Raw genomic sequence first — 19376 nt, 5'->3', positions numbered from 1 at the left:
AACAGATCAACCGACCCACCGGCGGGCGTTTTGCCACACGCGCAGCCAAGGGCTGGTGGCGTTGATGTCACCGCTCGTCCAACTCATCTGCACATTGCGGAACACGCGCTCGGGGTGGGGCATCATGGCCGTGAAGCGCCCGTCTGCCGTGGTCACCGCCGTGAGGCCGCCTGCGCTGCCGTTCGGGTTGAAGGGGTACTGTTCGGTGGCCTGGCCGTGGTTGTCCACAAAGCGCATCGCACCCAAGGCTTGGGCCGGGTTGCCCCGGTGTTTGAAGTTGGCAAAGCCTTCGCCATGCGCCACGGCAATCGGCAAGCGGCTGCCCGCCATGCCTTGCAAGAACAAGCTGGGCGACTCGAGCACCTCGACCATGGACAGGCGGGCCTCAAAGCGCTCGCTCTGGTTGGTGGTGAAGCGTGGCCAGTCTTGAGCGCCGGGGATGATGTCTGCGAGCTCGGCAAACATCTGGCAGCCGTTGCACACGCCGAGACCAAAGGTGTCGGTGCGCCCGAAAAAGCCCTTGAACTGCGCTGCCAAAGCCGGGTTGAAGGTGATGCTGCGGGCCCAGCCAATGCCTGCGCCCAGCGTGTCGCCATAACTGAAACCACCGCAGGCCACCAAACCTTTGAAATCGGCCAAGTGGGCGCGGCCCGCTTGCAGGTCGCTCATGTGCACGTCGTGCGACTCAAAGCCTGCTTTGTGGAAGGCGTAGGCCATTTCCACATGCGAATTGACGCCTTGCTCCCGCAGGATGGCCACTTTGGGGCGCGACAGGTTCAGATAAGGCGCGGCCACGTTGTCAGACGGGTCAAAACTCAGTGCCACCTGCATGCCGGGGTCGTCGGCGCGGCCAGCTGCAGCGTGCTCGGCATCGGCGCAAGCGGGGTTGTCGCGCTGCTGGCAAATCTTCCAGCTCACGCTGTCCCAAACCTGCTGCAGGTCTTCCAGTTTGGCGGCAAACACCTCTTGGGTGTCGCGCCAGATGCTCAGTTCGCCCACGCCTTTTTGGATGGTCGATTGCACGGGACGGGTCTTGCCGATCACATGGGTGTGCTTGGACAAGCCCAACTCGCGCAAAGTCTGCAGCACCGCGTTGCGCTCGGCCGTGCGCACCTGCAGCACCACGCCGAGCTCTTCGTTGAACAGGGCTTTGAGGGTGAGTTCTTCGCGACGGGCACTGACCTGACCCGCCCAGTTCTTGGCGTCGCCATGGTCGGCGCGGCTGTCGGTGATGCCGTCGCCCTCCGTCACCAGCATGTCCACATTCAGGGCCACGCCCACATGGCCGGCAAACGCCATTTCGGCCACGGCCGCCAACAAGCCGCCGTCGCTGCGGTCGTGGTAGGCCAGGATCTGGCCTTGAGCCCGCAAGGTGTTGATGGCTTTGACCAAATTCACCAGCGCTTGCGGCTCATCCAGATCGGGCACGCGGTCGCCAAACTGGCCCAGCACCTGCCCCAGCACGCTGCCGCCCATGCGGTTTTGGCCTTGGCCCAGGTCGATCAACAGCAAACTGGTGTCGGACTCTTGTGCGTCCAGCTGCGGCGTGAGGGTGCCGCGCACATCGCTCAGGCTGGCAAAGGCGGTGACGATCAGGCTGACGGGTGAGGTGACTTGGTGTTTTTGCCCATCGGCTTGCCACTGCGTGCGCATGGACAGGCTGTCTTTGCCCACCGGGATCGAGACACCCAGCGCGGGGCACAGTTCCATGCCCACCGCCTGAACGGTTTCGTACAGCGCGGCGTCTTCACCTGGCTCGCCGCAAGCGGCCATCCAGTTGGCCGACAGCTTGACGCGGGGCAGCTCGATGGGCGCGGCCAGCAAATTGGTGATGGCCTCGGCCACGGCCATGCGGCCAGACGCGGCGGCGTTGAGCGAGGCCAGCGGCGTGCGCTCGCCCATGCTCATCGCTTCGCCAGCAAAACCCGCGTAGTCGGCCAAGGTCACGGCCACATCGGCCACAGGGACTTGCCAGGGGCCGACCATCTGGTCGCGGTGCGTGAGACCGCCCACCGCGCGGTCGCCGATGGTGATCAAAAACCGCTTGGATGCCACCGTGGGGTGGCTGAGCACATCGATGACGGCTTGTTGCAAACGCACACCCGTCAAGTCCATGACGGGCGACTGGCGCACCACGGTCAACACATCGCGGTGCATTTTGGGTGGCTTGCCCAAGAGCACATCCATCGGCATGTCAACGGGGGTCTCCTGGCCTTTGTCTTCCAGCACCAGCTGGCGCTCGTCGGTGGCCACGCCGATCACCGCAAAGGGGCAGCGCTCGCGTTCGCAAAAAGCGGTGAACTGCGCCAAAGACTCGGGCGCAATCGCCATCACATAGCGCTCTTGGCTCTCGTTGGACCAGATTTCTTTGGGCGACAGGCCGGACTCTTCGAGTTGGACGGCGCGCAAATCAAAGCGTGCGCCCCGGCCCGCGTCATTCGTCAGCTCGGGGAAAGCGTTGGACAAACCGCCCGCACCCACATCGTGGATGGCGAGGATCGGGTTGTGGGCTCCCTGCGCCCAGCAGTGGTTGATGACTTCTTGCGCCCGGCGCTCGATCTCGGGGTTGCCGCGCTGCACCGAGTCAAAGTCCAGATTCGCGGCATTGGTGCCCGTGGCCATGGAGCTGGCCGCGCTGCCGCCCATGCCGATGCGCATGCCGGGGCCGCCGAGCTGAATCAGCAAACTGCCTGCCGGAAACTCGATCTTTTTCGTTTGCTCGGCGTCGATTTGACCCAGACCGCCCGCGATCATGATGGGCTTGTGGTAACCCCGCACGACGCCGTCCACGGTCTGCTCGTATTCACGGAAATAGCCCAGCAAATTGGGCCGTCCAAACTCGTTGTTGAAGGCCGCGCCGCCCAGTGGGCCTTCGGTCATGATTTGCAGCGGGCTGGCGATGTGCTCGGGTTTGCCGCTCGCTTGGTCCGACATGCCACCCCAAAGTTTGGACACGGTGAAACCGCTCAAACCGGCCTTGGGCTTAGAGCCGCGACCCGTGGCACCCTCGTCGCGGATTTCCCCGCCTGCGCCGGTCGATGCGCCGGGGAACGGCGAAATCGCGGTCGGGTGGTTGTGGGTCTCGACCTTCATGAGCACATGGTGCACGGCTTGTTCGCTCTGATAAGAAGCGCCCTTCCCTGACGCTCTGGCCACAAAACGCTCCACCGTGTGGCCTTCCATCACCGAAGCGTTGTCGGAATAGGCCACCACCGTGTGCTGGGGGCTCAACTGGTGCGTGTTGCGGATCATGCCGAACAGGCTCTTGGGCTGGGCCACGCCGTCGATGGTGAACTCGGCATTGAAAATCTTGTGACGGCAATGCTCGCTGTTGGCCTGTGCGAACATCATCAACTCCACATCGGTGGGGTTGCGCGCCAGGCCCGTGAAGGCTTGAACCAGGTAGTCGATTTCGTCTTCGGCCAGGGCCAGGCCCCAGGCTTTGTTGGCCGCTTCCAATGCAGAGCGGCCACCGCCCAGCACATCCACATGGTCCATGGGCGCGGGGTCCAGGGCCGTGAACAAAGCCGCCGCATCGCCTCGGCTGGGCATCGCCGACTCGGTCATGCGGTCGTGCAGCACAGCGGCCACTTGGCCCCATTGCGCTGGCGTCAATGGCGCTTTGCTGAGCCAACCCGATTTCAGGGTCAGGCGAAATTCGGTCAGGCGCTCCACCCGGCGCACGTCAAAACCGCAGTTGCGGGCAATGTCGGTGGCCTTGGATGCCCAGGGCGAAACAGTTCCGATGCGCGGGCTGACCACGATCACGGGCCCCTCAGTGGGGCCTGCATAGGGCTCGCCGTAGGTCAGCAGGGCTGCCAGGGTGTGTTGATCGGCGGCCTGCAAAGGCATTGGGGTGGCCACCAGGTGCACAAAACGGGCGGCAATGCCCACAATTTGCGGTGAAATTTCCACCAGTCGTGGCAAAAGCTGGGCAATGCGAAAGTCGCTGAGGGCGCTGGCGCCATCAAAAGTCGTGATGTGCAGGGACACAGGGTGGCCTTGTAAAGAGACGGAAAACCGCAACGCCGGGGCCGCTGACTGGGGCTGGCCGGCAAAGGCGGTATTTTAACGGGGGAAACCCTGATCTGAAGGCGAGAGGAACAGATACAGGCCCGGCCTTTTCCAAGAAGAAAGCCGTGCTGCGAACGCGGCACGGCTTGAAGGATCGGCCAAGGCCAGCCAACTCACCCCAGCAGCGAAGTCGCCTCCATCTCGCGCCGGATTTGGTAGGCGTGGGTGGTGGTGTCCATGGCCACGTCGTCCCAGGTCAGGCTTTGCCCCTTGGCCACCGGGCGCACGACCTTGACCCCATGCGCCAAGCCCAGCGGCACGCCGCCCATGCGCTTGGAGGTGGCGGCTGGCAGCAGCTTGCCCCAGACGGTGTAGCCGCCCTCGCCGTCCAGCATGTCACCGGGTTTCAAGTCGCGCTTGGCGGTGGCCACCACGTCGGCGTTCCAGCCGATGGCCACACCCGTGGGTTCGTTGCGCAGGGCCACGCTCGCCACGCTCACGCCCACTTCCAGGCCAATCAAGTGCCACCGTTTGTAAAGCGTGAAGTACCGGCCTGAAGGGTCGGTGTGGGCGTTGTACTCTTCAAAGCAGTTTTTGATGTAGTCCGTCTCGGCCTCCACCGTGACCCACACGCCCATGCGGATGTCGTAGGGAATTTTGCGGCCATCGGTCTCCAAACTGGAGATGACCTCGACCATGCCTTTGCGCTCGAGCACACCGCCTTCCGAGATGGGGCGGGTGACGTAGGGGATGTCTTCGACGCTGGCGGGTGGGTACAGCAAGCCATTGCTGGGCACGCCCAAACCCGTGGCGTTGGACACCGCCGTGCTTTCGATCGAGGGCTTGGAGCCGTCCAGAAAGCTGTTGAACATTTTGGGGTTCAGGCCTCCGCGTTCGGCCTGCTCGGGCGTGAGGCCGTAATAGCCCCACACCGTCTCGGGCGTGGATTCGCAAAAGTGCGGCAACCACTTGTGGCCCCGGCCCGCGGCCACGACCGGAAATCCGCAGGTGCGGGCCCAATCGACCAAATCACAGATGAGCGCAGGCTGGTCACCAAAGGCCAGGGAATACACCACGCCCGCCGTCTGGGCGCGGGTGGCGAGCAAGGGGCCACAAAAGGCGTCGGCCTCCACGGTCACATTGACCACGTGTTTGCGGTTCGCAAAGGCCTCCAGAATGTGGTCGACCGCATGCAGTGGGGAGCCGGTGCATTCCACGACCACGTCCACCGCGGGGTGACGGACCAAGCTTTGCCAATCGTCGCCCACATGGGTGGTGCCGTTTTTCACGGCCTCGTCCAGGCTGCTGGCCGTCAAGCGTTCAGCTTCCCAGCCCACGCGGGCCAGATTGGCGCGGGCGCCATCGGGCGAGAGATCGGCAATGCCCACCAAATGGACACCGGGCGTGCGCGGGATTTGCGCCAAGTACATGGAGCCGAATTTGCCCGCGCCAATCAGGCCGATGCGGATGGGGCGGTTCTCGGCGGCGCGTTGCAGGAGTTTGGCGTGCAGGTTCATGCGGCTTCTTTCAAGATATCCAGGGAGGTTTTCAGGGCGCTTTCGGGCATGCCCCCTTGCCAAGGCAGATCGACCGGGTAGCTGTTGACCAAGCAGTCATCGGGCAAGCAGCTGATGGGCGTGAAGTCGCGGTGGGCGATGTACTCGGGGCGTTTGTGGCGGCGGATGTGGTTGGACACCGCGCACAGGCTGAGGTACACGCTCACCCGGTTCCAAGGCGAGAGGTTGCTGGCCGATGCGTGCACCAAGCAACTGTGGAACAAGATCATTGAGCCTGCCGGGCCGGTGGGGCTGACGATGCCGCCCGCTTTGCCGCCCGCGCGCTCGACCAACTGGGCGATCAGGTCGTTGTCCACGGTCCACAGGGGGTAGCTGGTGGTGGAGAGGTCATGTTTGGCCTCGACCACCCCCTTTTTGTGACTGCCGGGAATGAACATCAGGGGGCCGTTGAAGGGGTTCACATCGTCCAGGAAAATCGCCACGTTCATGGCGCGTTCGGTCGGCATCATGTCGTCATTGAGCCATGTGCCGTAATCTTGGTGCCACTGCCACACATCGCCCTCAAAAGCCATCTTGCCGTTGATCTTGAACTGGTGCATGTAGAGCGCTTCGCCAAACAGGTCTTGCACGGGCTCGATCATGCGGGGGTGGCGTGCCAACTTCGCAAAGGGCTCGCTGTACATGTGGGCCGCAAAGTTGGTGCGCACGGCGTCGCTCCCTTTTTCCCGCACGTTGTAGGCCTCGCGGCGGCTGTACAACTCGGGCACCGCATCGGTCAGGTTTTTCGTCTCTTGCGGAGTGAAAAGGCCTGGGAAAAACAAATAGCCATCGCGGTCAAATTGCTCCAATTGTTCGGGGGTCAGTCTCATGCTTGTGCTCCTGTTGGAATGTTTGCCAATTGCTCGGAAAGTCGGGCCGTGAGTTGCACGCTGGCCTCATGGGCGTGCTCTTGAACCAGGCGCACGGCCCTCTCGGCGTCGCCTGCAGCCAATGCATTCGCAATGGCCTCGTGTTCGTCCCACACCGTCTGGCGCTGCTGCGTTGACTGCAGCACCGCGCCCATGACGCGCTTGAGGTGGTGCCAGTGCAGCTCAATGCTTTGGGCGATGAGGGGGTTGCCAGAGGCTTGGTAAATCGCGCGGTGAAAGGCCAAATCGGCCTCAATCATGGCCTGCACGTCACGCGTTTGGTGGACCTTTCTGCCTTGGCGCATGAGCGCCGGATCGATCTTCGCGCCCCGCTCCGCGGCCAATCGCACCGCCAGGGCATCGAGGCTGCCGCGCACTTGGTACACCTGGGCAATCCAATGCACATCGAGTTGGGTGACCTGCACGCCTCGGCCTGGAGCGTCTTCCACAAAGCCGTCTTTTTTGAGCAAGCGCAGGGCTTGCAACACCGGTTGGCGCGAGACGGCAAAGCGCTGCGCCAGGTCGTCTTGTGTCAAGCGTTCACCCGGCGACAGGGTGCCTTCGCTGATGGCATCGAGCAATCGGGCATAGATCTGCTCGACCAAATCGGGGGCTGTGCTCAGTTGCAGGGGTGGTGGGCTCATGTCTGTATACAGAATACAAAGATTCAAGCGCCCCATGCATGGGGGTAACCCTGAATACCCCTGGTCGCAGAACAAACGTCATCCCCTCACGGGGTTGTCGAAAGCGGGTGACAAGCCGTCAAAGAGCGCAATGGGATAATCTGGCCCTATGACGATCACCCTCAAAACCGCCCAAGACATCGAAGGCATGCGCGTGGCTTGCCGCCTGGCCTCCGAAGTTCTCGACTACATCGCGCCCTTCATCAAGCCGGGCATCACCACCAACGAGATTGACAAGCTCTGCCACGACTACATGGTCGATGTGCAAGGCTGTATTCCGGCCCCTCTGAACTACGCGCCGGGCGGCTACAAGCCTTACCCCAAATCGATCTGCACCTCGATCAACCACCAGGTCTGCCACGGCATTCCCAACGACAAGCCGCTCAAAAAAGGCGATTCGGTCAACATCGACATCACCACCATCAAGGACGGCTGGCACGGCGACACCAGCCGCATGTTCCATGTGGGGGAGGCCTCGATCGCCGCCAAGCGTTTGGCCACGGTGACCTATGAAGCCATGTGGAAAGGCATTGAGCAGGTCAAGCCTGGCGCCCATTTGGGCGACATTGGCCACGCCATCCAGAAATTTGCCGAAGGTCATGGCTTTTCGGTGGTGCGCGAGTTTTGCGGACACGGCATTGGCCGGGGCTTCCACGAAGAGCCGCAGGTCTTGCATTACGGCAAGCCTGGCACCTTGGTCGAGTTGGTGCCCGGCATGGTTTTCACCATCGAGCCCATGATCAATGCCGGCAAGCGCGACATCAAAGAAATGGGAGACGGTTGGACCATTGTCACCAAAGACCATTCGCTGTCGGCCCAATGGGAGCACACGGTGGTGGTGACAGAAACAGGCTACGAGGTGTTGACCTTGTCGGCGGGCAGCCCCGCCATTCCGGCTTTCATCACCGACAAAGTCGCCGCTTGAGATGAACCCACTGGCCCAACAGGAATACCCGGCCGACCTGGGCCAGCTGCGCGAGACCTACAAACACGACAAAGCCGCCGTTTTGAACAGTCTGGCGCACAGCGGTGCGGTGGCCCGTGGGCTCAAGCAAACGCTGCGGCAACTGTCCATCTTGGCCGATGGCCTCTTGATTGAGCTGTGGCAGCACGCTGGGTTTGCGCCCGATGTGTGCTTGGTGGCCGTGGGGGGCTTTGGGCGGGCCGAACTGTTTCCTTACTCCGATGTGGACGTCTTGGTGCTCTTGCCCGACGGCCAGTCGCCCGAAACCTCGCCTGAATTGCAGGCGCAGCTCGAGCGCTTCATTGGCAGTTGCTGGGACACGGGCCTGGAAATTGGGTCCAGCGTGCGCACGCTCGGTGAGTGTCTGGCCGAATCGGCCAAAGACATCACGGTGCAAACCTCACTCCTCGAATCGCGACGGGTGACGGGCAATACGCGCTTGTTCACAGAATTTCAAAAGCAATACCAAGCGGCCATGGACCCGCAGGCGTTCTTGGTGGCCAAGACGCTCGAGCTGCGCCAGCGTCACACCAAGTTCGAAGATACCCCCTACGCCCTGGAGCCCAACTGCAAGGAATCCCCAGGCGGCATGCGCGACTTGCAAGTGATTTTGTGGGTGGCGCGCGCCGCAGGCCTGGGCCACAGTTGGGATGAACTGGCTCGCAAAGGCTTGGCCACGCCGCTGGAAGCGCGCCAAATCAAGCGCAATGAGGCGCTGCTGGGCCTGATCCGCGCCCGCTTACATGTCCACGCCAGACGGCGCGAAGACCGCTTGGTCTTTGATTTGCAAACCATTGTTGCCGAGTCTTTCGGCTACGCGTCCGATGTGACGCCCGAGGGGCGCCTGGCCTTGCGTGCCAGTGAAAAGCTGATGCGCCAATACTATTGGGCCGCCAAAGCGGTGACCCAGCTCAACCAAATTTTGCTGCTCAACATCCAGGACCGCCTGCAAGCCGACCGGGGGGAGTCCATCAGCGACTTCCGTCCGCTGAACGAGCGCTTTTTTGAAAAAGCAGGCCTGATCGAAGTGGCCAGCGACGACCTGTACCAAAAGCACCCGCATGCGATTTTGGAGACTTTCCTGCTCTACCAAGCCACACCGGGCGTGAAAGGCTTGTCGGCCCGGACACTGCGCGCGCTGTACAACGTGCGATCCATCATGAACGGGCGCTTTCGTGCCGACCCGGTCAACCGTCAAACGTTTTTGCAGATCTTGCAGCAGCCCCAAGGCATCACGCACGCCATGCGCCTGATGAACGAAACATCGGTGCTCGGTCGCTATTTGTGGGTGTTCAGGCGCATCGTGGGCCAGATGCAGCACGACCTGTTTCACGCCTACACGGTGGACCAGCACATCTTGATGGTGCTGCGCAATGTGCGCCGGTTTTTCATGCCCGAGCACACGCACGAGTACCCGTTTTGCTCGCAAGTCGCAGGCGGCTGGGACAAGCCCTGGATCTTGTACACCGCAGCCTTGTTTCACGACATCGCCAAGGGCCGAGGCGGCGACCATTCCAAACTGGGCATTGCCGAAGTGCGCACCTTTGCACGCCAACACAAACTGGACAAAGAAGACGCCCAGCTCATCGAGTTTTTGGTCGGTGAACACCTGACCATGAGCCATGTGGCCCAAAAAGAAGACCTGAGCGACCCCGAAGTCATTGCCCGATTTGCCCAGCGTGTGGGCGACGAGCGCCGCCTGACCGCGCTGTATTTGCTCACCGTGGCCGACATTCGCGGCACCAGCCCCAAAGTCTGGAATGCCTGGAAGGGCAAGCTGCTCGAAGACCTGTACAAATCCACTTTGCGCGTGCTGGGTGGCCGCGCCCCAGACGCCAACGCGGAGGTCGAGTCCCGAAAACGCGACGCCCTGGTTGAATTGGCCCGCCACAGCGAACCCTTTGAGGGCCAAAAAGCGCTGTGGGACACCCTCGATGTCGGCTACTTCATGCGCCACGATGCCTCTGACATCGCTTGGCACGCACGCCAACTCTCGCGCCACGTGGCCAGGCCCGCCGAAGGACCCGCCAAACCCATTGTTCGTGCGCGCATTTCGCCCGTAGGAGAAGGCCTGCAGGTGTTGGTGTTCACGCCCGACCAAGCCGATTTGTTTGCCCGCATTTGCGGCCACTTTGACCAATCGGGCTTCAGCATCCAAGACGCCAAAATCCACACCACCCGCACGGGCTGGGCGCTGGACACCTTCCAGATCGTTACCCACATGTTGCCGGAGCACTACCGTGAGCTGCTCAGCATGGTCGAGTCGGGCCTGACCCAAACCTTGGAAAAACAAGGCCCCCTGCCCCCGCCCGCCCGAGGCCGAGTGTCACGCCGCGTGAAAAGTTTCCCCATCACCCCGCGTGTGAGCCTGGAGCCTGACGACAAAGCCCAAAGCTGGTTGCTCAGCATCTCGGCCAGCGACCGCATCGGCTTGCTCTACAGCATCGCCAGTGTGCTGGCCCACCACGGCCTGCACCTGCGCATGGCCAAAATCAGCACCTTGGGCGAGCGCGTCGAAGACAGCTTCCTCGTCAGCGGCGCCAAGTTGCAGCAAAACAAGGCGCAGATTGAGATCGAAACAGAGTTGTTGGCGGCGCTGCAGGCAGCTTGAGGGCCGTTATTGGCTCATTCGTGACGTGTATCGACACACCGCTGGATCAAACCAGGTTTTTGAAAACTCGGCTATCTCATTGTTGGATGTCCAAGACAAACGCTCGATGTAGCCTGCAGATTGATCCGGCAACAACCCTATTGGCGGCACAGACCAAGAAGGGGCTGTGGCGGCACTGATATGGTCCTCCACCCGGGAAATCCAGACGCCCAAGCGCTGCTGATAAAACAAGTACATGGAGTCACCCAAATCTTGGATTTCCAAATTGGGGCAGTGAGTGGCTGAAAACCAAATTTCTTCCAAAGCCGCAGGCCTTTGGTTCAGGAAACGCATCCGACGAACCCGCCAACAATCTTCGCCAATCTGGGCCTTGCCCTGAAGTTCATTGGGGTCGTGCTGCAGTGACAGATCCAATATATGCGCCGTTGGCAATCCTGGCCCCTCCATCAACTCCAGTCTAAAAAGCTCATAAATTTGCTGCGAATTTTGCGTTTGCCGAACGTAAGTGCCTGAGCCTTGAATACGCTCCAAAACCCCCTGCTCTTCCAGCAAACCCAAAGACTTGCGCAAAGTCCCAACAGCCACTGACAAAGTCTGCGCCAATTCGGCTTCGGTGGGCAAGCGCTCGCCGCTGTGCCAGTATCCCGCCTTGATTTGACGGGCCAGCAATTCAGCAATCTGAAGATAAACAGGCAACGGTTTGGCAGGTAGAGGTGAGTGCATGTTCCACAGTATGACAAATTAATGGCCAATTACGGGAAAACCCGAATGGGCCCTAGGGATAATTCATTTATTATTCATTCACTTAAATGAAGGAGCCATTCATGAGCATTGTTCCCGTCAAAGGTGAAGACGTCCAAGGTGCCGAGGTGGCCTGGTTCGCCCCTTTGTGTTCCGATGACTTTCGCCACCTGGGCGTGCCCGAAGGTGATTTGCGCAGCAACTGGGCGAACACCAGCCGCATTGTGGCGCGGGCTGACGAACTGGGGTATCGCAACATCTTGTGCCCCTCCTCCTACCAAGTGGGACAAGACACACTGACCTTTGCAGCGGCCGTTGCACACAAAACCAAAAACATGAATTTGCTGGCCGCCATCCGCTGCGGCGAAACCCACCCGGCCATGCTGGCACGCACCGTGGCCACGCTCGATCACATTCTGGAAGGCCGCTTGACACTCAACGTCATCTCGTCCGACTTTCCGGGTCAACAAGAAGACAGCGCGTACCGCTACCGCCGCTCGTGGGAAGTGGTTGAAATCCTCAAGCAAGCCTGGACCCAGGACGAAATCAACTACGACGGGGAGATCTACAAGCTCAAAGGACTGTCCACAGACCCGGTTCGCCCCTACCAGACCAACGGTGGCCCTTTGCTGTATTTCGGGGGTTACAGCCCGGATGCCCTGGCCCTGTGCGGTGCCCATTGCGACACCTATTTGATGTGGCCCGAGCCCAAGGACATGCTGGCCCAGCGCATGCGCGATGTGCATGCCCAAGCCGAAAAGCACGGCCGCTTGCTCGATTACGGCCTGCGCGTGCACATGATCGTGCGTGACACCGAAGCCGAAGCGCGCGAATACGCGGCCGAGCTGGTGTCACAGCTGGACGACGAAAAAGGCAGGGAAATCCGCCAACGCGCCCTGGACGCGGTCAGTTTGGGTGTGTCGCTGCAAAGCGCCAACCGTGAGCGCGCCGACGACGAAGGCTACATCGAGCCCCACCTGTGGACCGGCGTGGGCCGCGCGCGCAGCGGCTGTGGCGCAGCCTTGGTGGGCAGCGTGGACCAGGTGCTCAGCGAAATCGAGGCCTACCAGAAGATGGGCATTCGGGCCTTCATTTTTTCCGGCTACCCCCATCTGCAGGAATGCGAGATCTTCGGAACCAAAGTTTTGCCGCAACTCAAAACCGTGTCCCTCGCCCAAGAATATGGCCGTGTTCCGGCCCAAACACCGCCCACCCCTTTGGGCACAGGAGTCCGCAAATGAATTCAGACATCGGCCGCATCACATTCTCCAACGGGCGCAGCCTCAGCCGCATGGCCTATGGCGTGTGGCGTTTATCCGAGGCGCAAGACCATTCGGTCAGCGCCAACCTGGCCCGCATTGACGCCTGTCTGGACCAAGGCATCACCACCTTTGACCATGCCGACATTTATGGCGACTACCGCTGCGAAGCCCTTTTTGGCGAGGCCATCAAGGCCCGCCCCAGCCTGAAAAGCCAGATCGAAATCGTCACCAAGACCGACATCATGCTGTTGTCATCGCAGTGGCCCAGCACCCGGGTCAAGCACTACGACACCAGCGCTGCCCACGTCACGGCCAGCGTGGAGCGATCGCTCTCACGCATTGGCGTGGACGTGATCGACCTGCTGCTCATCCATCGGCCCGATCCGCTGATGGACGCCCAAGCCCTGGGTGCCTGCCTGGACGGCTTGATCGACAGCGGCAAGCTGCGCGGTGTGGGCGTGTCCAACTTCATGCCTTGGGACGTGGATTTGCTGCAGTCGTGCATGAAGCACAAGCTGCAAACCAACCAACTGGAGCTGAGCCTGTTGCACACGGCCCCCTTCATCAATGGGCAATTGGCGCACGCCCAGCAACACCGCATGCCGGTGATGGCCTGGTCGCCGCTCGGTGGTGGTCGTTTGCATGCGCAAGCGGGCACCCCCGGCACCGCCGCCGCCCGCCTCGCCCCCAAACTGGGGGCATTGGCCCGCGCTGCAGGCACCGACACCACCGCCGTGGCCATGGCCTGGCTAATGCACCACCCAGTGGGCGTTGTGCCGGTCATGGGCAGTAACCAGCTCGATCGCATCGCCCGCTTTGGCGACGCCGCGCGCGTGCCCATGGACCGCCAGACCTGGTATGAACTCTACGAGTTGGCCAACGGCCATGAAGTCCCCTGAAATGGCCGCTCGGCCGCAACACTGTTTTTGAAAGTTCGCCATGCGCACCCTGCACGATGCCCCGCCCGCTGTTCAGTCCGCTGCCCAGACCCATTTGGCGGCGCGGCCTGTCACTTCGGACCCAGCGGAGTACCGCAAAGCCTTGTCTTGCTTTGCCACCGGGGTGACGGTGGTCACCGCCCATTGGCAAGGCTGCGACTGGGGCATGACCTGCAATTCCTTTTCATCGGTCTCTTTGGAGCCCCGGCTGGTGTTGTGGAGCATCCGCAAAGCAGCCAGCAGCCTGGACGCCTTCACCCGCTCGGGCGGCTTCACGGTCAATGTTTTGTCCAGTGGTCAAGAAGCGGTGGCCAGGCAGTTCGCCGCGGGTGACATGGCCGCACGCTTCGCCGGTGTGCCAACCACGCGCCAAGCCAACCAACGCCAACGCCTGAACGCAGCCGTAGCCTGGTTTGACTGCGAACTCCACCAACTGGTGGATGCGGGCGACCACCACATCGTGATCGGTCAAGTTCATGACTTTGGCTGGCAAGATGACTCGAGCGCCCTGACCTTTTGGCGCAGCCGCTTTGGCCAATTTGAGGCGCTGCCTGCATGATTCCGTTGTGGTTATTGTTTGTGCTGGTCGGCGCCGCTGGCGGCTTCACCGCAGGCTTGTTCGGCGTGGGCGGGGGACTTGTCATCGTGCCCACACTTTACTTTCTTTGGCACACAGACCCTCTGCTAGGTCCAGAGGTCATGCACTATGCAGTGGCCACCTCGCTGGCCTGCATCGTGGTCACCTCGTTGACCAGCTCTTGGACACACTGGCGAGCCCAACGCCTGCAATTTGACCGTCTGCCATGGCTCGCATTGGCCGTGAGCTTAGGTTCGGTCTCGGCCGTCTTGCTGGCAAACTGGATCCCCACCCAATGGCTGAAGCTGGGTTTTGGCCTGTTTGCACTGAGCACTTGTCTGAGTTTGCTGCGCCCCAATAAACAGACGCCAGCCAAAACCGTGCCGCCTCGCAATGAACTGATGGGCGCAGGGGCCATCATCGGCCACTTGTCGACCCTGCTAGGCGTCAGCGGCGGCGCTATGACTGTGCCTTATTTGGTGCTGCGTGGTATCGATATGCGCCAAGCCGTTGTCGTCAGCTCGTCCGTTGCCATCCCTATCTCAATGATCGGTGCAGTGGGGCTGGCCCTGACTGGTCCCAATGGACCACAAACCTGGGGTTATGTTCACTGGCCCGCTTTTGTGGGCATCAGCCTTGTCAGCATCCTGTTTGCCAACTGGGGGGCACGCATGTCCCAGAGTATGGACAAACGTAAACTTCAAATGGCCTTTGCCGGGTTTTTGGCCTTGGTGGCGGCTCACATGCTGCTGTTTTAATCCTTCTGTTAAGTAACTGGTCCGAAGATACTCGAGCAGACACTGCTTGTTTTTTAGTCGGCCGACCTTATCGGCCATGAGAGTTTGAGCACAGCTCAAAATGCCATGCTGAGGAAGCTATCTGGGCAGCTAGACGCATACAACTCCCAGATCCCGAATCAACCCTTCAATCCGCCTTGGGTCAAGCCGCCAACCACTCGCTCCTGAAAGATAGCAATCAGAACGGCGACCGGCACAATGGCCACAATCAGTGCAGCCGAAATAATGGGCCAAGGGAAGCTGAACTCGCCTTGGTACAACGCGATGCCCACAGGCAAGGTGCGTGCGCCCGGGCTGGAGTTGAGCGACAAGGCCAGCAAAAACTCGTCCCATGAATTGACAAAGGCCAAGATGCCTGCGGTAAAGACGCCCGGCGCGGCCAAGGGCACCACTACATACCACAAAGCCCCCAAACGGGTGCAACCGTCGATCATGGCGGCGTTTTCCAGGTCTCGCGGAATGCTCTGGAAAAAGCTGACCAACACCAGTGTGCACACCGGCAGATTGAGGACCACGTAAGGCAAGATCAGCGCCATGTAGGTGTTGAGCCAGCCCAAAGCACGCATGGTTTCAAAAATCGGCACCAGCAAAGTCACCAGCGGGAACATGCTGGAGGCCACGATGCAAGTCAGGATCAGTTCGCGTCGCTTGAGATTCAGGCGGGCGATCGCATAGGCCGCAAAAGCTGCCACGGCCAATGACAAGATGGTGGCTCCCGTGGCGACGATGACGCTGTTTTTAAGGTAATGCAGCAAGGGTTGGTCGATGAAGGCGCGAACGTAGTTGTCCAGCATCGGATTCTCAGGCCACCAGGTGATGGGTTTTTGCACCAACTCGGTTTCGGTCTTGAGCGAGGTGAACAAGATCCAGACGGCCGGGAAAAAGCCGTTGAACACCACGATGGCCGCCGCTGCCCAGCGCAGCATGGGGGCGGACCAAAAAGACTGTTCTCTCATGACGCGTTCTTTCCAATGTGGCGCAAGTAAAAGCCAGTGACAAACATTGAGATGACAAACATGAACACCGCCAAGGTGGAGCCAAAGCTTATGCTGGAGTAATCGATGGTGTATTTGTGGATCAGCATGGCGAGGGTTTCGGTGGCTTCGCCTGGGCCACCCTTGGTCATGGTGTAGGGAATGTCAAAGGTCTGCAGCGCCGTGATGGTCCGAAAAATCAGCGCCACGATGATGCTGGGCATGAGCATGGGAATGGTGATTTCCCAAAACTGCTGCCAGCGGCTGGCGCCGTCCACCTCGGCCGCTTCGTAGAGGGACTTGGGGATCATTTGCAGGCCCGCCAACAAGATCAGGGCCATGAAGGACGAGGTCTTCCAGATGATGGTCAGGCAAATGGCGGCAAAGGCCCAGTTGGGCTTGAGCAGCCAGCTGGTGGGCTCGGTTTGCAGGCCCAGGCGATTCAGCACATCGTTAACCACCCCATATTCGGTGTGGAAAAACCAGGCAAAGATCAGCCCGGCAAAAGACAGGGGCAAGGCCCAGGGCAAGAGCAACGACAGACGCACCGGCCATTTGCGCTTGAACGGCAGATTGGCCAGCATGGCCAGGCCCAGGCCCACGATCAAGGCTCCGGGCACAGTGATCAGGGTGATCAGCAAGGTGTTTTTGGTGGCATTCCAGAACAAGGGGTCTTGCACCACGTCCACGTAGTTGGTCAGCCCCAGAAACAGGCCGGTCTTGTCCACGTCGAACAAGCTGTTGTAAACCAGTTTACCGATGGGGTAGACGACGATCAAAAGCAGCAGCAAAAAAGCGGGGGCCAGCAGCATCACGGCCAGCGTTTTTTCGGTCGGATCGCGGAGTTTGGACAACATGGTCAAGTACACAAGGCTCACAAAAAACCCCGGGCCCACCAAAGGCCCGAGGTCAGACAGGGTCAATAAGGCATCAGCGCATCAGCGCATCAAACGGCCCACACGGGCAGCGATCTCGTCCACACCGGCTTCAGGCGTCTTGGTACGGGCCAAGATGGCACTGGTGGTGGTGCGGATGATGTCTGACACCTGGCCGTAGTCCTCCACCATGGGGCGGCTTTGGGCGCCCAGAACCACAGGCAATGCATCCTTGAACCAAGGCACGACCTTGTTCACCGACGCATCGGAATAAACGCTCTGGAACACAGGCAGGATCGAGCCTTCGCGGGCGATGAAGGCGCTGGCCTCTTTGGACGACAGGAACTTGATCAAATTGCCTGCAGCGTCTTTGTTCTTGCCGTAAGCGTTCATGGCCCACTGCCAGCCGCCCATGCAGGTGGCCGACTTGCCGCCGGTCATGGCGGGCAGTGGCATCACGCCGACGTTGCCCTTGACTTTGGAGTCGGCGTCATCCTTGAAGCGGTCAAAGGCAAAGCCCCAGTTGATCGCAAACACGGCCTGACCGGCTTTGAATTCGTTCACCGTGACAGGCGTGGTGACCTCGGCCACGTTCTTCTTGATCACGCCTTGGTCGACCATGCCGAGCCAGCTTTGCAGGCCCTTGACGGCAGCGGCCTTGTCCAACGTCAGCTTGCCAGCTGCGTCGTTGAACTGCTTGCCCTGGCCCCAGTAAGGCAGCAAGAAGGTGCAGACCGCGCCTTCAATCGGTGCGCCCTGGATGGACAGGCCTTGCAGGTTGGGGGCGTTTTCTGCCGCCATGATTTTCTTGGCACCGGCTGCCAGTTCGTCCCAGGTCTTGGGCTCGGCCACGCCGTGCTTGGCCAGCAGGTCCTTGCGGTAGTACATGAACATCGCGTCGCCCTGGCTGGGCATGGCGTAGACCTTGCCGCCGATCACGTTGGCGTTTTGGTACACGGGCAAATAGTCGTTGCGCAATACAGCAGGGCCACCCACGTATTTGTCCAGCGGCTCGATCCAGCCCTTGGAGGCGTACTGGGCCGGGTTGACGATGTCGATCAAGAACAAATCGATGGCCGAGTCCTTGGCGTTGAGCACGGTGGACAGGTACTGGCGCTGCAGCTCGGAGGTGGCGCCGCCCGTTTCGATCTCGACCTTCACCCCGGGGTTGGCTTTGTTGTACTGCTCAAACAACTTGGCTTGCAAGTCGGGGCGCTGGTTGGGGCCGACAAACACACGCAAAGTGGTTTGCTGCGCCCACACGGCACCCGCCGCCATCGAGCTGGCCAGGGCCACCACGGCCAGTTTCAATGCATAACGCTTCTTCATGGATGTCTCCTTGGGGTTGAAATCAAATGGACTGACAAAAAATGGCTTCAAATCGCCTGACCGCTGTCCTGGCTGAACAGGTGCATGGCGGCCGGGTCAAGGTAAAGGTTTTGGGGCGTTCCCGCTGAGGCCCTGAAGCTGGCGGCGCAGCGTGCGATCAGCTCAACATTTCCCACCTGGAAGGTCACCAGGGTCTCGGCGCCCAAAGGCTCGCTGATGACCACGCGGGCTTGCACCTCTACCTCGCCTGGCACATGGCGCGGGGCCAGGGACAGGTTTTCTGGGCGGATGCCAAACACATGGCTGGGCGCGGCCGCTGCGCGCTCGCGCAGGTCGGCCGGCAATGCGATCAGCACGCCGCCGCCCAGGTCTGCCCCACCCGCTTGCAGCTGGCAGCTCACCAGGTTCATGGGCGGGCTGCCGGTGAAGCCCGCGACAAACTGCGCGGCCGGGCGGTTGTAGACCTCATCGGGGCTGGCGTATTGCATCTTGTGCCCGCCGCTCATGACAGCAATGCGGTCGGCCAGCGTCATGGCCTCGACCTGGTCGTGCGTGACATAAATGATGGTCGCGCCCAGACGCTGGTGCAATTTTTTGATTTCGCTGCGCATTTCGTTGCGCAGCTGCGCGTCCAGGTTGGACAAGGGCTCGTCAAACAAAAACACCTTGGGCTGTCGCACGATGGCCCGGCCAATGGCCACGCGCTGGCGCTGGCCGCCCGACAAGGCGGCAGGCTTGCGCTCGAGCATGTGGTCAATGCGCAGCAAACGCGCAGCGTCCATCACGCGGCGCTTGATCTCGTCTTCCGGGGTTTTGCGCAGGCGCAGGCCAAAGGCCATGTTGTCGTACAGGCTCTTGTGCGGGTAGAGCGCGTAATCCTGGAACACCATGGCGATGTCGCGGTTGCGTGGCGGCTCGTCGTTGACGCGCTTGCCGTCGATCAACACATCACCGCCAGTAATGCTCTCCAAACCCGCGATCATGCGCAGCAGTGTTGATTTACCGCAGCCAGAAGGCCCGACGAAGACAACAAACTCCCCATGCTCGATGTCAAGGTCAATGCCGTGTATGACCTTGTTTACCCCATCATAGGATTTCTGAACTTGCCGAAGTTGAACCGATGCCATGGACGTTGATCTTTTTCAAAAATGATTCACAGCCGTCATTACGGCATGAATGAATAATA

Annotated in this window: 15 protein-coding genes; 6 read left to right on the top strand and 9 right to left on the bottom strand. The window is 60.8% G+C overall.

The features are described from left to right. Positions 1-6: 6 nt before the first annotated feature. The 4 genes from purL to B9Z31_RS14575 all read right to left on the bottom strand — a co-directional run bounded on the left by purL (position 7) and on the right by B9Z31_RS14575 (position 7083). Entirely contained in the window at positions 7-3993 is a 3987-nt protein-coding gene (gene purL / locus B9Z31_RS14590) for a phosphoribosylformylglycinamidine synthase (RefSeq protein ID WP_100120281.1), read from the bottom strand. Between the two features lie 194 nt (positions 3994-4187). Beyond that, positions 4188-5531, bottom strand: coding sequence for an NAD(P)H-dependent oxidoreductase (locus B9Z31_RS14585; protein ID WP_100120280.1), 1344 nt, complete (start codon positions 5529-5531; stop codon positions 4188-4190). Continuing rightward, complete coding sequence (locus B9Z31_RS14580) at positions 5528-6400, bottom strand: phytanoyl-CoA dioxygenase family protein (RefSeq protein ID WP_100120279.1); 873 nt, start codon at positions 6398-6400, stop codon at positions 5528-5530. Before B9Z31_RS14580 ends, B9Z31_RS14585 begins: the two co-directional genes overlap by 4 nt. Further along, the gene (locus B9Z31_RS14575; protein ID WP_100120278.1) at positions 6397-7083 is read right to left on the bottom strand and encodes a GntR family transcriptional regulator; all 687 of its coding nucleotides are present in this window, start codon (positions 7081-7083) and stop codon (positions 6397-6399) included. Before B9Z31_RS14575 ends, B9Z31_RS14580 begins: the two co-directional genes overlap by 4 nt. 148 nt (positions 7084-7231) lie before the next feature. Between B9Z31_RS14575 and map the strand changes: the two genes are divergently transcribed. Together map and B9Z31_RS14565 are read left to right on the top strand one after the other, a co-directional pair. Further along, on the top strand, positions 7232-8047 hold the full coding sequence (gene map, locus B9Z31_RS14570; RefSeq protein WP_100120277.1) for a type I methionyl aminopeptidase: 816 nt from the start codon (positions 7232-7234) through the stop codon (positions 8045-8047). Position 8048: 1 nt separating this feature from the next. Continuing rightward, on the top strand, positions 8049-10697 hold the full coding sequence (locus B9Z31_RS14565) for a [protein-PII] uridylyltransferase (RefSeq protein WP_100120276.1): 2649 nt from the start codon (positions 8049-8051) through the stop codon (positions 10695-10697). 6 nt (positions 10698-10703) lie between these two features. Here B9Z31_RS14565 and B9Z31_RS14560 read toward each other — a convergent pair whose 3' ends face one another. Then, positions 10704-11420, bottom strand: coding sequence for a GntR family transcriptional regulator (locus B9Z31_RS14560; RefSeq protein WP_100120275.1), 717 nt, complete (start codon positions 11418-11420; stop codon positions 10704-10706). 101 nt (positions 11421-11521) lie between these two features. Here B9Z31_RS14560 and B9Z31_RS14555 point away from each other — a divergent pair, with 101 nt between their 5' ends. From B9Z31_RS14555 to B9Z31_RS14540, 4 genes are read left to right on the top strand one after another with little or no spacing between them, the layout of a single operon-like run. Next, on the top strand, positions 11522-12679 hold the full coding sequence (locus B9Z31_RS14555) for an LLM class flavin-dependent oxidoreductase (protein ID WP_100120328.1): 1158 nt from the start codon (positions 11522-11524) through the stop codon (positions 12677-12679). Beyond that, positions 12676-13599 carry an aldo/keto reductase family oxidoreductase gene (locus B9Z31_RS14550; protein WP_100120274.1) on the top strand — a complete coding sequence of 308 codons (924 nt, stop codon included), beginning with the start codon at positions 12676-12678 and terminating at the stop codon, positions 13597-13599. The genes B9Z31_RS14555 and B9Z31_RS14550 overlap by 4 nt, the downstream gene beginning before the upstream one ends. A gap of 40 nt (positions 13600-13639) precedes the next feature. Continuing rightward, positions 13640-14197 (top strand): flavin reductase family protein, encoded by a 558-nt coding sequence (locus B9Z31_RS14545; protein WP_100120273.1) that lies wholly within the window; start codon positions 13640-13642, stop codon positions 14195-14197. After that, the gene (locus B9Z31_RS14540) at positions 14194-14973 is read left to right on the top strand and encodes a sulfite exporter TauE/SafE family protein (RefSeq protein ID WP_100120272.1); all 780 of its coding nucleotides are present in this window, start codon (positions 14194-14196) and stop codon (positions 14971-14973) included. Before B9Z31_RS14545 ends, B9Z31_RS14540 begins: the two co-directional genes overlap by 4 nt. 158 nt (positions 14974-15131) lie before the next feature. Here the strand turns inward: B9Z31_RS14540 and B9Z31_RS14535 are convergent, their stop codons facing one another. From B9Z31_RS14535 to B9Z31_RS14520, 4 genes are all read right to left on the bottom strand, one after another. After that, a complete protein-coding gene (locus tag B9Z31_RS14535) occupies positions 15132-15968 on the bottom strand; it encodes a carbohydrate ABC transporter permease (RefSeq protein WP_100120271.1) in 837 nt (278 codons plus the stop codon). Beyond that, positions 15965-16843: a carbohydrate ABC transporter permease gene (locus B9Z31_RS14530; protein ID WP_100120327.1), complete on the bottom strand. Its 879-nt coding sequence runs from the start codon at positions 16841-16843 to the stop codon at positions 15965-15967. Before B9Z31_RS14530 ends, B9Z31_RS14535 begins: the two co-directional genes overlap by 4 nt. An 81-nt stretch (positions 16844-16924) precedes the next feature. Beyond that, the gene (locus B9Z31_RS14525) at positions 16925-18190 is read right to left on the bottom strand and encodes an ABC transporter substrate-binding protein (protein WP_199174517.1); all 1266 of its coding nucleotides are present in this window, start codon (positions 18188-18190) and stop codon (positions 16925-16927) included. 47 nt (positions 18191-18237) lie between these two features. Beyond that, positions 18238-19317, bottom strand: a complete 1080-nt coding sequence (locus tag B9Z31_RS14520; RefSeq protein WP_100120270.1) for an ABC transporter ATP-binding protein — start codon at positions 19315-19317, stop codon at positions 18238-18240. Positions 19318-19376: the final 59 nt, after the last annotated feature.

The organism is Limnohabitans sp. G3-2 (assembly GCF_002778275.1).
Lineage (GTDB): Bacteria > Pseudomonadota > Gammaproteobacteria > Burkholderiales > Burkholderiaceae_C > Limnohabitans_A.
The sequence above is the reverse complement of the archived record's forward strand: the minus strand, read 5'-3'. Positions and strand labels throughout refer to the sequence as shown.

Excerpts from the sequence above, each read along its gene's own strand:
- B9Z31_RS14585 (WP_100120280.1), bottom strand. The coding sequence starts at position 5,531 with ATGAACCTGCACGCCAAACTCCTGCAACGCGCCGCCGAGAACCGCCCC.
- B9Z31_RS14580 (WP_100120279.1), bottom strand. The coding sequence starts at position 6,400 with ATGAGACTGACCCCCGAACAATTGGAGCAATTTGACCGCGATGGCTAT.
- B9Z31_RS14575 (WP_100120278.1), bottom strand. The coding sequence starts at position 7,083 with ATGAGCCCACCACCCCTGCAACTGAGCACAGCCCCCGATTTGGTCGAG.
- map (WP_100120277.1), top strand. The coding sequence starts at position 7,232 with ATGACGATCACCCTCAAAACCGCCCAAGACATCGAAGGCATGCGCGTG.
- B9Z31_RS14565 (WP_100120276.1), top strand. The coding sequence starts at position 8,049 with ATGAACCCACTGGCCCAACAGGAATACCCGGCCGACCTGGGCCAGCTG.
- B9Z31_RS14560 (WP_100120275.1), bottom strand. The coding sequence starts at position 11,420 with ATGCACTCACCTCTACCTGCCAAACCGTTGCCTGTTTATCTTCAGATT.
- B9Z31_RS14555 (WP_100120328.1), top strand. The coding sequence starts at position 11,522 with ATGAGCATTGTTCCCGTCAAAGGTGAAGACGTCCAAGGTGCCGAGGTG.
- B9Z31_RS14550 (WP_100120274.1), top strand. The coding sequence starts at position 12,676 with ATGAATTCAGACATCGGCCGCATCACATTCTCCAACGGGCGCAGCCTC.
- B9Z31_RS14545 (WP_100120273.1), top strand. The coding sequence starts at position 13,640 with ATGCGCACCCTGCACGATGCCCCGCCCGCTGTTCAGTCCGCTGCCCAG.
- B9Z31_RS14540 (WP_100120272.1), top strand. The coding sequence starts at position 14,194 with ATGATTCCGTTGTGGTTATTGTTTGTGCTGGTCGGCGCCGCTGGCGGC.
- B9Z31_RS14535 (WP_100120271.1), bottom strand. The coding sequence starts at position 15,968 with ATGAGAGAACAGTCTTTTTGGTCCGCCCCCATGCTGCGCTGGGCAGCG.
- B9Z31_RS14530 (WP_100120327.1), bottom strand. The coding sequence starts at position 16,843 with ATGTTGTCCAAACTCCGCGATCCGACCGAAAAAACGCTGGCCGTGATG.
- B9Z31_RS14525 (WP_199174517.1), bottom strand. The coding sequence starts at position 18,190 with ATGAAGAAGCGTTATGCATTGAAACTGGCCGTGGTGGCCCTGGCCAGC.
- B9Z31_RS14520 (WP_100120270.1), bottom strand. The coding sequence starts at position 19,317 with ATGGCATCGGTTCAACTTCGGCAAGTTCAGAAATCCTATGATGGGGTA.